This is a genomic window from Cupriavidus basilensis (assembly GCF_000876015.1).
Classification (GTDB): domain Bacteria; phylum Pseudomonadota; class Gammaproteobacteria; order Burkholderiales; family Burkholderiaceae; genus Cupriavidus; species Cupriavidus basilensis_B.
The window spans coordinates 156,907-169,226 of record NZ_BBQM01000022.1; the positions used below are offsets into that span (position 1 = coordinate 156,907).

The following is a 12,320-nucleotide window of genomic DNA, read 5'->3' on the forward strand; positions in this document are numbered from 1 at the left end:
CATTCTCGTTTTATCGCTGTCCGTTCCATTTTTCCGCCGGAGAACTCATGAAACTGCGTACCATCCTCGCCGCCGCCGCGGCCATCACCGCCAGCGCCGCGTTCGGCGTGGCCTCCGCCAACTCGGTGACCTACAACCTCGATCCGACCCATACCTACCCGAGCTTCGAGGCCGACCACCTGGGCGGCCTGTCCGTCTGGCGCGGCAAGTTCGACAAGTCGAGCGGCACGGTGACGCTGGATCGCGCGGCCAAGACCGGCTCGCTCGACGTCAAGATCGATCCCGCCTCGGTCGACTTCGGCAACGCCAAGCTGAACCAGCACGTCAAGGGCCCGGACATGTTCGACGTCGATGCCTTCCCGGACGCCTCCTACAAGGGCAAGTTCTCCAAGTTCAACGGCGACGTGCCGACCGAGGTCGACGGCGTGCTGACGCTGCACGGCGTGTCCAAGCCGGTCAAGCTGGAGATCCGCGAGTTCAAGTGCATCCAGCACCCGATGCTCAAGCGCGAAGCCTGCGGCGCCGACGCCGTCGGCACTCTCAACCGCGCCGACTTCGGCATCGACTACGGCGTGAAGATGGGCTTCAAGCCCCAGGTCAAGCTGGCCATCCAGGTCGAAGGCGTGAAGGTGGACTGAACGCGCGGCATGCCGGGGCGGCGCCCCCGGCACGCGGCACGGCAAGGGCCGGGGAGCGATCCCCGGCCCTTTTTTCGTTGGCGCGGCCCGGCGCGGCGGACACCGCGCGCGGCGCCGCCGCGTTATGTTGTCCGCACCTGGCGGCCACAGTACAATGAATCGTTAGGAATCAGTTACAGTCTCATCCAGTCGACGATTCCGCTCGGTTCAGCCATTTCCCGCTCACAGTCACCAGGGTGTAGTCGCGTGCGTGCCTGCCATCAGACGAGGACGCCCATGCCCGCAACCGATTACCGACATGTATCCCAGCAGTACCCCTTGATGCCGGCCTAGCATAGCGATCGCAGCGATCCCCTCGCCGTACGAGCTGTACCCGGCCAAGTCAGGCAAGGACTGGCCGGCCGGCAGCGTTTCTCGGATTTCTCTGGCGCCATACCGTGTACTCCCAAACGCAAATCGATCCGGTGGTCAGCTTCCGCAACTCGCAGGGCGAGCAGGTGCGGGGCACAATTATCAATCTCCAGAGAAAATCTCTGGTGATGGAAATCTACAACCCGTACTCGATCGTTCAGGTCAGCGAGGTGCTGAGCGAGCTGAGTGTGCGCATGGGCAGCAAGAACGCCTACCTGGGCAAGGCGGTGGTGATGAGCCTGGTGAACACCGGCCTCACCGCGGTGGTCTCCCTCACGCTCATCGACGAATGGCGCGAGCTGAGCGACCTCACCAACGAGCCCAAGTCGGTCGGCCGCGAAGCGCAGTTGTTCATCAACGACTGGGACGCGCGCTTCAACATCCGGCGCGACTACCAGATCGTGGTCAACGAGATGCGCGCGTTCCTGTCCGAAGTCTCGCGCTGGGTCGAGCAGGTGGACCTGACCGAGAACCTGCCCAAGGTCGACGGGCGGCTGCGCGAGGACGTGTTCTACGAGCTGGCCACGCCGATCATGCTCAAGACCAAGACCTACCTGGACCGCCTGGAAGGCGAGGCCGAGCAGGTCGACGCGGAGATCGCGCCGGTGCACCGCACCTACGCGCAGTCCGCGCTGCACCCGCTGCTGCTGCGCGCGCCGTTCGTCTACCGCACCTTCACCAAGCCGCTCGGCTATGCCGGCGACTACGAGATGGTCAACCAGATCCTGAGCGATCCGCAGCAGGGCCCGACCACCTACTTCCAGATCGTCAACACGGCCTTCCTCAAGGCCGCCGTGGCCACCGCCCACCGCAACCGCATCGACCTGCTGGTCGATTTCCTGTCGCGCCAGGCCGACGCCGCGCGCGCGGCCGGGCGCCCGTTCCGCGTGCTCAACGTGGGCTGCGGGCCGGCCTTCGAGATCCAGCGTTTCGTGCGCGAGTATCCGCAGCCCGAGCTGCTGTCGTTCCAGCTGGTCGACTTCAGCGAGGAGACGCTGGCCTATACCAAGGCCTCGATCGAGCGCTCGGCCGCCGCGGCCGGCCACAAGGACAAGGTGGCGGTGGAGATGGTGCACCAGTCGGTGCACGAGCTGCTCAAGCGCAAGATCGCGCCCGACGACGCCAGCCTGCGCGAGTTCGACGCGGTGTACTGCGCCGGCCTGTTCGACTATCTCTCGGACAAGGTGTGCGCGCGCCTGCTCAGCTATTTCGCCGCGCGCACGCGGCCCGGCGGACAGTTGCTGGTGACCAACGTCCATTCGGCCAATCCCGAGAAATTCGGCATGGAACACCTGCTGGAGTGGTACCTGATCTACCGCGACGAGGCCAGGATGAGTATGCTGCTGCCCGAACAGTCGAGCGGGCACAGACTCTACGTCGACCAGACCGGCGTCAACGTGTTCGCGGAAGCGACCATATCCTGAACCCCCGTTCCGCCATACCAGCGACACACCAGCAGCCGGCCCAGCCATGAGCACCAATCAACTTTACGCGGGTTACCAGACCGAGCTGGCGGACTTCCGCCTGGCCTTCAGCCGCGGCGGCGCCTATACCGCCATCGTGCTGGTGCTGCTCGGCGTGGGACTGGACTACGGCCAGTACCCGCAGCTGCAGGCGCCGTTCGCGGTGGCGCGGGTGCTGGTGTCGCTGCTGATCGCCGGCATCGTCGTGGTGCTGTACAGCTCGGCCGGGCGGCGCTTCGCGCCGTGGCTGACGCTGTCGTGGCTGCTGCTGCCGCAGATCATGATCTCGTGGATGATCTGGCACACCGACGGGGTGGAGTCGCCGTACTACGTGGGGCTGAACCTGGCCATCTTCGCCTCCGGCATCGCGCTGCCGTTCGGCCTGTGGCAGAACCTGGTGTTCGGCCTGCTCTCCTACCTGTTCTACTTGCTGGCCTGCCTGTTCCATCCCGGCGGGATCGAGCCGGTCGGCACCTTCATCGTCAATTCGCTGTTCCTGCTGTTCGCCGCGGCGGCCAGCGCGGTCTACACCTTCTTCAACGAGCGCGCGCGCTTCATGCTGTTCCGCCTCAAGGCCGAGGTGGCGCAGAAGAACGCCGAGCTGGAAGTCATCAACCGCAAGCTGGTCGACATCAAGGGCCAGATGCTGCAGCAGGAAAAGATGGCCGCCATCGGCACGCTGGCCGCGGGCCTGCTGCACGAGGTCAACAACCCGGTGAACTTCTGCCTGATGGCGATCGAGGTGGCGATGGAGGAGCCGGTGGCCAAGAACGAGCCGATGCTGCAGGAATGCCTGGTCGACGCCAAGCAGGGCATGCAGCGCATCCAGCATATCGTCTCGGACCTCAAGACCTTCGCCTACCGCAAGCCGGGCGCCGAGGCCGAGGGCACGCCGTTCCTGTTCGAGAAGGCGCTGGACTCGTCCATTCGCCTCACTGCGCACGAGCTGCGCGGCGTCGCGGTCACGCGCGAGCTGCCCGCCGACACGCTGGTGCTGGGCGACGAGGCCGCCGTGATCGGCGTGCTGATCAACCTGTTCTCCAACGCCGCGCTGGCCATGCGCAAGGCCGGCACGCAGAACCCGGCGATCCACACCACCGTGAAGTGGGTCGAGCGCCGCCTGCACGTGACCGTGAAGGACAACGGCCCCGGCATCGCGCCCGAGAACCTCGCGCGCGTGTTCGAGCCGTTCTTCACCACGCGCGAAGTCGGCCAGGGCCTCGGCCTCGGCCTGTCCATCAGCTATGCGGTGATCGAGCGCCACGGCGGCGTGCTGTTCGCCGAGAGCGAGCAGGGCCAGTGGGCCTCGTTCAGCTTCGACCTGCCGCGCGCCGACTGAGGACGCCATGAGCGACGCCAGGCAACCCCGGCTTACCGTGCTCTACGTCGACGACGAGGAGATGGCATGCAAGTACTTCGCCCGCGCGGTCGGCGCGGAGTACGAGGTGCTGGTGGCCGGCGGCGCGGACGAGGCGGTCGGCATCCTGCGCCGCGAGGGCGCGCGCGTGGCGGTGCTGGTGACGGACTTCCGCATGCCGGGCCGCGACGGCGGCGACCTGCTGCGCCAGATCGCGCTCGAGTACCCGCAGATCGTGCGCGTGCTGGTGACGGCCTACGCCGACAAGGACATGCTGCTGCAGACGGTCAACACCGGCGAGGTGTTCCGCATCCTGGAAAAGCCGCTCGGGCTAGGCCAGGTGCGCGACGCGCTGCGCATGGCGGCGGAGCGCTACCGCGAGCGCTCGATGCGCCACCAGCGCCTGATGGCCATCGACGAGACGCTGGCCTTCCTCGCGCACGAGCTCAACACGCCGCTGGCCGCGATCGCCAATTTCGCGCGCGGCATCGAAAGCCGGATCGCGGCGGAATACAATCCGCAGCGCCAGGGCGAAATCGGCCAGGCGGCCAGCGCGATGCACGACAACGCGCAGTATTGCCTGGCGGTGATCTCGTCGTTCCTGCAGTCGGTGCGCAGCACCGGCAGCCGGCCCAGCACGCAGGCCGGCGCCAGCCGCGAAGTGACCGCCGGCGGGCTGATCGCCGCGCTGCTCGACACCTACCCGTTCGCGGGGCAGCAGCGCGGCTGGGTGGCGGTCGAGATGCAGGACGATTTCGCCGTGCGCACGCTGCCCAACTGCGTGGCGCTGGTGCTGTCGTCGCTGCTGTCCAACGCGCTGCGCGCGCTCGACGGCGTGGCCGCCCCCTCGCTGCGCTTCGTGGTGGCGACCGAGCCCGAGGCGGCGATCCGCATCTGCGACAACGGCCCGGGCATTCCGCCGGAAGTGATGGGACGCCTGCTGGTGGACCCGGTCACGACTCACGCCAGCACCGGCGGCAACGGCCTGGGCATGATTTTCTGCAACCGTGTGATGCAGTCTTTCGGTGGCGGCATCCGGATCGAGTCAATGGCCGGCGCGGGCACCACCGTCACGCTGGATTTCCCCAATACCAAGAGTCGAATGCATAGGAGTGATCGATGAACGAACCGAATGCCACGCAGGCACTTTCACCGGCGATTCTGTTCGTCGATGACGAAGCCACGGCGGTCAAGTATTTCCAGCGTGCCATCGGCGCCCTGGCGCCAGTGGTGACAGGCGGCTCCGTCGAAGAGGGCAAGGCGCTGCTCGATGCTCACGCCGACAGCCTCGCCGTGCTGGTTTCCGACCAGCGCATGCCGGGCGAGTACGGCAACGAGCTGCTGCGCTACGCGCGCGAGCGCTACCCGCACATCGTGCGCATCCTGACCACCGCCTACTCGGAGATCGAGCATACCGTCGCGGCCGTCAACGAAGGCCAGATCCACCGCTACATCAAGAAGCCGTGGGACATCACCGCGCTGCGCATGGAGCTCAAGCAGGCGCTGGAGATGGCCGGCCTGCGCAAGGAGCGCGATCAGCTCGTGCGCGAGAAGCTGAGCGTGCTGCAGAAGCAGACCATCGCCACGCGCGTCGGGCTGGTGCGCGCGCTGGCCGCCAGCCTGAGCGCGCCGGAGCGCTTCCAGCCGGTGGAGACCTACCTGGCCTCGGCCGCGCTGGCCGGCGTGCAGAACCCCGAGCCGGACTGGCTGCTGATGGACTACGCCGACCTCGTGGCGGCGGAGAGCAAGCGCGGCGGCGGCTTCGGCCACGCGGTGGCGGCGCAGCTCGCCGCGCTGCGCGCGCGCTACGCGGGCCGCGGCGCGGGCGACGCGGTGGCGATGCTGGCCGAGGTGCTGGCCGAAGGCGAGGGCGCCGCCACGGTGCGCCGCGACGGCGACGCGCTGGTCTGGACCCGCCCGGCGGCGCTGGCCGAATACCTCGGCGAGCCGGTCAAGCAGGACGTCTCGGCGCAGCACGCGGCCTGGCTGGCCGGCCTGCTGTGGCTCGACGAGGCCGGCGGCGCGCTCAAGGCCACGCGCGAAGGCGATGTCATCGTCTTCCGCGCGGCCGAGCGCAGCGTGGAATTCCCGGCGGACCGCCTGGCGGTGTGGATCGAGCAGTTCTGATCGGCAACCCCGGGGCAATGAACGAAGCCGCCAGAACGGGCCCACGCCGCCAGAGCTAGCCCAGGTAAGGTGTCCTCCCTCTCCCGCTGCGCGGGAGAGGGGCGCAAACCTTCGGCAAGCGGCGGCGCGCAGCGCATCGGCAAGACAAACGAAAATGGGCACCCGAAGGTGCCCATTTTCATTGCGGCGTCAGTCCGGTCAGGCCTGCGCGCCGTAGTTCGGGTCGTTGCGGTCGATCTCGCCCGGCTTCTTGTCGCCCTTGACTAGGTCCTCGCGCTTGACGCCCAGCCACATGGCCAGCGCCGCGGCGACGAACACCGACGAGTAGATGCCGAACAGGATGCCGACGGTCAGCGCCAGCGCGAAGTAGTGCAGCGTGGGGCCGCCGAAGAAGAACATCGACAGCACCATCATTTCGGTCGAGCCGTGGGTGATGATGGTGCGCGAGATGGTGCTGGTGATCGCGTTGTCGATGATCTCGTGCGTGGTCATCTTGCGGTACTTGCGGAAGTTCTCGCGGATCCGGTCGAAGATCACCACCGATTCGTTGACCGAGTAGCCGAGCACCGCCAGGATCGCCGCCAGCACCGACAGCGAGAATTCCCACTGGAAGAAGGCGAAGAAGCCGAGGATGATCACCACGTCGTGCAGGTTGGCGATCACGCCGGCCACCGCGAACTTCCATTCGAAGCGGAACGACAGGTAGATCACGATGCCGGCCACCACGCACAGCAGCGCCAGCAGGCCGTCGGTGGCCAGCTCCTTGCCCACCTGCGGGCCGACGAACTCGACGCGCTGGAGCTTGACGTCGGGCGTGGCGGCCTGCAGCGCGCCCATGACCTGCTCGCTCTGCTGGGCCGAGGTGACGGGCTTGCCGTCCGCGCCCTTCTGGATCGGCAGGCGGATCATCACGTCGCGCGAGGTGCCGAAGTTCTGCACCTGCACATCGCTGTAGCCGAGCTTGCCGACCTGGCCGCGGATCTTCTCGAGATCGGCGGTCTGCTGGTAGTTGACCTCCATCACCGTGCCGCCGGTGAACTCGATCGACAGGTGCAGGCCCTTGTGCCAGAGGAAGAATACGGCCGCGGCAAACGTCAGGAAGGAAATCACGTTGAAGACCAACGCGTGCTTCATGAACGGAATGTCGCGCCGGATGCGGAAGAATTCCATGTTGAATCCTGTTCTGTACGGCGGCCCTTGCCGCCGTGCTTATGCTGTTTGGCCGCCGCGCCCGGCGCGGCGGCCTTGTGCTGTCCCGATGCCTACTTGGCGACGGTGCCCTGGTTGTCCGAACCCGGCTTCCAGATCTGGCCGATCGCCACGCCCTGCAGCTTCTTCTTGCGGCCGTACCAGAGGTTGACCAGGCCGCGGTTGAAGAACACCGCCGAGAACATCGAGGTCAGGATGCCCAGGCAGTGCACCACCGCGAAGCCGCGCACCGGGCCCGAGCCGAAGGCCAGCAGCGCCAGGCCGGCGATCAGCGTGGTCACGTTGGAGTCGAGGATGGTGGCCCAGGCGCGGTCGAAGCCGGTGGCGATGGCCATCTGCGGCGAGGCGCCCGCGCGCAGTTCCTCGCGGATGCGCTCGTTGATCAGCACGTTGGCGTCGATGGCCATGCCCAGCACCAGCGCGATGGCGGCGATGCCCGGCAGCGTCAGCGTGGCCTGCAGCATCGACAGCACCGCCACCAGCAGCAGCAGGTTGATGGCCAGCGCGGCCACCGAGAACACGCCGAACAGCATGTAGTACAGCACCATGAAGACGGCGATGGCGCTGAAGCCGTAGGCCACCGAGTCGAAGCCCTTCTGGATGTTGTCGGCGCCCAGCGACGGGCCGATGGTGCGTTCCTCGATGATTTCCATCGGCGCGGCCAGCGAGCCGGCGCGCAGCAGCAGCGCCAGGTCGTTGGCGGCCTCGGTGGAGTACGAGCCGGTGATCTGGAAGCTCGAGCCCAGCTCGGACTGGATGGTCGCCACCGTCAGCACTTCGCCCTTGCCCTTCTCGAACAGCACGATGCCCATCGGCTTGCCGATGTTCTCGCGCGAGACGTCGCGCAGCACGCGCCCGCCCTGGGCGTCGAGCTTGATGTTGACCGAGGGGCGCTGGTTCTGGTCGAAGCCGGCCGAGGCGCTTTCGATGCGGTCGCCGGTGAAGATGACCTGCTTCTTGAGCACCACCGGGGCGCCGTTGCCCTGCGTGAACAGTTCGCTGCCGAACGGGATCGGGTCGCCCGGGCGCGGGTTGCGCGGCGCTTCCGGATCGGCCAGGCGCGCCTCCAGCGTGGCGGTGCGGCCGATGATGTCCTTGGCCTTGGCGGTGTCCTGCACGCCCGGCAACTGGACCACGATGCGGTCCGAGCCCTGCTGCTGGATCACCGGCTCGGCCACGCCGAGCTCGTTCACGCGGTTGTGCAGCGTGGTGATGTTCTGCTTGACCGCCGCGTCCTGCACCGCCCGGCGGGCGGCGTCGGTGAACACGCCGGTGAGGTTGTTGCCGTCGGCCGCGAAGGCCAGCTCGCGCAGGCTGTCGGCGAGGATGCCGCGCGCCTTGCCGGCGTCCTCGGCGTTGTTGAAGCGCACCGTCAGGCGCTCGCCGTCGCGGTCGATGCCGCCGTGGCGGATGCCCTTGTCGCGCAGCAGCGTGCGCGCGTCGCCGGCCAGGCTGTCGAGCTTCTTGTCGACCGCGCCCTTCATGTCCACCTGCAGCAGGAAGTGCACGCCGCCGCGCAGGTCCAGGCCCAGGTACATCGGCAGCGCGTGCAGCGCGGTCAGCCAGCGCGGCGAGCCCGACAGCAGGTTGAGCGCGACCACGTAGGTGGCGTCATTGGGGTCGGGGTTGAGCGCGCGCGTCAGCACGTCCTTGGCCTTGAGCTGCTCGTCGGTGGTGCGAAAGCGCGCCTTGACCGAGCCGGTCTGGCCGTTGACGTCGAAGAACATGCCGTCGGGCTGCAGGCTGTTCTGCGCCAGCACCTGCTCGACCTGCTTCTGCGTGGCCAGGTCGACCTTGACCGTGGCCTTGGCCGAGGAGACCTGCACGGCGGGCGCCTCGCCGAAGAAGTTCGGCAGCGTGTAGATGATGCCGATGGCCAGCGCCACCAGGATCACGAGGTATTTCCAAAGCGGATAACGATTCATCTTTGGCCAGTCGTTCTGCGGTTGGCGGGGCCGGGCATACCGTCGGACGGTGTGGTCGGCGGGAGGTCGGGCACCCGCACCGGTTGGCAAACAGCCGCCTGGCATCCACGGACAACCCGGGCTGGATCAGGCGGCTGCAGGGGCACGCGCGCTAATGGCGTGCCGGGAAGGGCGAAAAAGCCGGCGAAAAAACAGTAAAAGCGGCAGCAAGAGCAGCGGCTGCAGCGGACCGCGGGACGTCGCGCATGTGGCGCGCCACCCGCGGCGCCATGCTCAGAGGGCCTTCAGCGAGCCCTTGGGCAGCACCGTGGTCACGGCGTTTTTCTGCACCGTGATTTCGGTGCCGGCCGCGATCTCGAGGGTCACGTACTGCTCGTTCACCTTGGTCACGCGGCCCAGGATGCCGCCGGCGGTGACGACTTCGTCGTTCTTGGCCAGCGCTTCCAGCATTGCCTTCGATTCCTTCTGGCGCTTCATCTGCGGGCGGATCATGATGAACCACAATACCGCGAACATCAGGATGATGGGCAGGAAACTCATCAGGCCACCCGCCGCGCCGCCGGTGATGCCGGCGGTCTGGGCAAATGCGTTAGAAATCAGCACGTCGCTTCTCCGTCACAAAGTCAGTCAGTTAGTCGGTCATTCTACCACCCGCTTGCAATCGCCTTCCATGTCCGATCCGGGCATTTGCGGGGATTTACGGGTTTGTTCGGGGCCCCTTGCGCGCCGCCCCGGGGCGCGCCGGACCCGGCTGTTCGACCGGCGCGTGGCGGAAAGTTCCGGCGGCCGCGCCGGCGCGCCGGCCGGCGTGGAAAGTGGCGCCTATTGCACCCCGCGCGCACGGTCCGCGGCGAAGCGCGCGCGGAACGCCGTGAAGCGGTGCTGTCCGATGGCCTCGCGCATCTCGGCCATCAGCTGCAGGTAGTAGTGCAGGTTGTGGATGGTGTTCAGGCGCGCGCCGAGGATTTCGCCGACGCGGTGCAGGTGGTGCAGGTAGGCGCGCGAGAAGTTGCGGCAGGTATAGCAGCCGCAGCTCTCGTCCAGGGGGCGCGTGTCGTTGCGGTGCACGGCGTTCTTGATCTTGACGTCGCCGAAGCGCGTGAACAGCCAGCCGTTGCGGGCGTTGCGGGTCGGCATCACGCAGTCGAACATGTCCACGCCGGCGGCCACGCCGGCCACCAGGTCCTCGGGCGTGCCCACGCCCATCAGGTAATGCGGCTTGTGCGCGGGCAGGCGCGGCGCCACATGCTCGAGCACCCGCATCATGTCTTCCTTGGGCTCGCCCACCGACAGCCCGCCGATGGCGTAGCCGTGGAAGTCGAGCTCGGACAGGCCCGCCAGCGACTCGTCGCGCAGATCCTCGAACATGCCGCCCTGGACGATGCCGAACAGCGCGTTGGGGTTGGCCAGGCGGTTGAACTCGTCGATCGAGCGCCGGGCCCAGCGCAGGCTCATGCGCATCGACGCGGCCGCCTCCTCGCGCGTGGCCGGGCGGCCCTCGATCTCGTAGGGCGTGCATTCGTCGAACTGCATCACGATGTCGGAGTTCAGCGTGCGCTGGATCTGCATCGAGATCTCGGGCGAGAGGAACAGCTTGTCGCCGTTGACCGGCGAGGCGAAGGTCACGCCGTCCTCGGTGATCTTGCGCAGCGCGCCCAGCGAAAACACCTGGAAGCCGCCCGAATCGGTCAGGATCGGCTTGTCCCAGCCCATGAAGCGGTGCAGGCCGCCGTGGCTCTCCACCACCTCCAGCCCCGGGCGCAGCCACAGGTGGAAGGTATTGCCGAGGATGATCTGCGAGCCGATTTCGTTGAGTTCGAGCGGCGACATCGCCTTGACCGAGCCGTAGGTGCCGACCGGCATGAAGATCGGGGTCTCGACCACGCCGTGGTTGAGGGTGACGCGGCCGCGGCGGGCGTTGCCGTCGGTGGTGAGCAGTTCGAAGTCGAGCATGGCGAATATCCTGGATGCGGGGTCGGGCTGGCGCGGCGCGCTCAGGGCTGCGGCTGGCGGGTCAGGAGCATGGCGTCGCCGTAGCTGAAGAAGCGGTAGCGCTGCGCCACCGCGTGGCGGTAGGCGGCGCGGATGGGCTCCACGCCGGCCAGCGCCGAGACCAGCATCAGCAGCGTCGACTTGGGCAGGTGGAAGTTGGTGATGAGCGCGTCGACCACGCGGAAACGGTAGCCGGGCGTGATGAAGATGTCGGTATCGCCCCGGCCCGCGGCCAGCGTGCCGTCGGCCGCGCCGGCCGATTCCAGCGCGCGCAGCGAGGTGGTGCCGACCGCGATCACGCGCCCGCCGGCGGCGCGGGTCTCGCGCACGGCCCGGGCCAGGTCTGCGGAGATCTCGTACCACTCGGCGTGCATCTTGTGCTCGGCCAGGTTCTCGGTGCGCACCGGCTGGAAGGTGCCGGCGCCCACGTGCAGGGTCAGGAAGCCGCGCCGCACGCCGAGCGCGTCGAGCCGCGCGAACAGCGCTTCGTCGAAATGCAGGCCGGCGGTGGGCGCGGCCACCGCGCCGGGCGCGCGCGCGTAGACGGTCTGGTAGCGCGTCTCGTCGTAGGCGTCCGGGTCGTGGGTGATGTAGGGCGGCAGCGGCAGGCGGCCGTACTGCTCGATCAGGTCCAGCGCCGGCGCGGGGAAGCGCAGCGTGAAGAACTGGTCCACGCGCGGGCCCACGGTGACGTCGAAGGCATCCGCGAGGCGCAGCCGGCTGCCCTCGGGCGGGGTCTTGGACGCGCGCACCTGGGCCAGCACGGTATGCGTGTCCAGCACGCGCTCGACCAGCACCTCGACCTTGCCGCCGCTGCCCTTGTGGCCGAAGAAGCGCGCCTTGATCACGCGCGTGTCGTTGAACACCAGCAGGTCCGACGGGCGCAGGTAGTCGACCACGTCGGCGAAGCCGCGGTCCGCCATGCGCGTGGTGCCGGTCTGCGCGTCGGTTTCCACCACCAGCAGCCGGCTGGCGCCGCGGTCGGGCAAGGCGGTCTGCGCGATCAGTTCGGGCGGCAGCGGGAAATCGAAATCGGACAACGTCAGCGTCATGGGGGCAAAAGCGGGCAAAAACGGCGGCGGGCCGCGCAGTGGCGCGGCCGGCATAGGTACAATCGGCGAATCCGATATTGTAAGGCTTGGGGCGGCAGCGCCGCCCGGGCGCGCATGATATCGCCTATTTGCCGGCCGGTTGCGGC

10 protein-coding genes are annotated in these 12,320 nt (G+C 67.8%); 5 read left to right on the top strand and 5 right to left on the bottom strand.

The features are described from left to right. Positions 1–47 precede the first annotated feature (47 nt). From KF708C_RS24105 to KF708C_RS24125, 5 genes are all read left to right on the top strand, one after another. Positions 48–638, top strand: coding sequence for a YceI family protein (locus KF708C_RS24105; protein WP_059413521.1), 591 nt, complete (start codon positions 48–50; stop codon positions 636–638). Positions 639–1,075: 437 nt separating this feature from the next. Further along, entirely contained in the window at positions 1,076–2,473 is a 1,398-nt protein-coding gene (locus KF708C_RS24110; protein WP_029043845.1) for a class I SAM-dependent methyltransferase, read from the top strand. A gap of 46 nt (positions 2,474–2,519) precedes the next feature. Beyond that, positions 2,520–3,851 carry a sensor histidine kinase gene (locus KF708C_RS24115; RefSeq protein WP_020204137.1) on the top strand — a complete coding sequence of 444 codons (1,332 nt, stop codon included), beginning with the start codon at positions 2,520–2,522 and terminating at the stop codon, positions 3,849–3,851. 7 nt (positions 3,852–3,858) lie between these two features. Then, entirely contained in the window at positions 3,859–4,992 is a 1,134-nt protein-coding gene (locus KF708C_RS24120; RefSeq protein WP_020204138.1) for a hybrid sensor histidine kinase/response regulator, read from the top strand. After that, positions 4,989–5,996 (top strand): response regulator, encoded by a 1,008-nt coding sequence (locus tag KF708C_RS24125; RefSeq protein WP_059413522.1) that lies wholly within the window; start codon positions 4,989–4,991, stop codon positions 5,994–5,996. The genes KF708C_RS24120 and KF708C_RS24125 overlap by 4 nt, the downstream gene beginning before the upstream one ends. A gap of 198 nt (positions 5,997–6,194) precedes the next feature. Here KF708C_RS24125 and secF read toward each other — a convergent pair whose 3' ends face one another. The 5 genes from secF to queA form a co-directional block, all read right to left on the bottom strand. Then, a complete protein-coding gene (secF, locus tag KF708C_RS24130) occupies positions 6,195–7,166 on the bottom strand; it encodes a protein translocase subunit SecF (RefSeq protein WP_020204140.1) in 972 nt (323 codons plus the stop codon). Between the two features lie 92 nt (positions 7,167–7,258). Further along, positions 7,259–9,130, bottom strand: coding sequence for a protein translocase subunit SecD (secD, locus tag KF708C_RS24135; protein WP_059413523.1), 1,872 nt, complete (start codon positions 9,128–9,130; stop codon positions 7,259–7,261). Between the two features lie 273 nt (positions 9,131–9,403). Next, positions 9,404–9,733: a preprotein translocase subunit YajC gene (gene yajC, locus KF708C_RS24140; RefSeq protein WP_020204142.1), complete on the bottom strand. Its 330-nt coding sequence runs from the start codon at positions 9,731–9,733 to the stop codon at positions 9,404–9,406. Positions 9,734–9,952: 219 nt separating this feature from the next. Further along, on the bottom strand, positions 9,953–11,083 hold the full coding sequence (gene tgt, locus KF708C_RS24145) for a tRNA guanosine(34) transglycosylase Tgt (RefSeq protein ID WP_020204143.1): 1,131 nt from the start codon (positions 11,081–11,083) through the stop codon (positions 9,953–9,955). 41 nt (positions 11,084–11,124) lie between these two features. After that, positions 11,125–12,174: a tRNA preQ1(34) S-adenosylmethionine ribosyltransferase-isomerase QueA gene (gene queA, locus KF708C_RS24150; RefSeq protein ID WP_059413524.1), complete on the bottom strand. Its 1,050-nt coding sequence runs from the start codon at positions 12,172–12,174 to the stop codon at positions 11,125–11,127. Between the last annotated feature and the right edge of the window lie 146 nt (positions 12,175–12,320).

Excerpts from the sequence above, each read along its gene's own strand:
- KF708C_RS24105 (WP_059413521.1), top strand. The coding sequence starts at position 48 with ATGAAACTGCGTACCATCCTCGCCGCCGCCGCGGCCATCACCGCCAGC.
- KF708C_RS24115 (WP_020204137.1), top strand. The coding sequence starts at position 2,520 with ATGAGCACCAATCAACTTTACGCGGGTTACCAGACCGAGCTGGCGGAC.
- KF708C_RS24120 (WP_020204138.1), top strand. The coding sequence starts at position 3,859 with ATGAGCGACGCCAGGCAACCCCGGCTTACCGTGCTCTACGTCGACGAC.
- KF708C_RS24125 (WP_059413522.1), top strand. The coding sequence starts at position 4,989 with ATGAACGAACCGAATGCCACGCAGGCACTTTCACCGGCGATTCTGTTC.
- secF (WP_020204140.1), bottom strand. The coding sequence starts at position 7,166 with ATGGAATTCTTCCGCATCCGGCGCGACATTCCGTTCATGAAGCACGCG.
- secD (WP_059413523.1), bottom strand. The coding sequence starts at position 9,130 with ATGAATCGTTATCCGCTTTGGAAATACCTCGTGATCCTGGTGGCGCTG.
- tgt (WP_020204143.1), bottom strand. The coding sequence starts at position 11,083 with ATGCTCGACTTCGAACTGCTCACCACCGACGGCAACGCCCGCCGCGGC.
- queA (WP_059413524.1), bottom strand. The coding sequence starts at position 12,174 with ATGACGCTGACGTTGTCCGATTTCGATTTCCCGCTGCCGCCCGAACTG.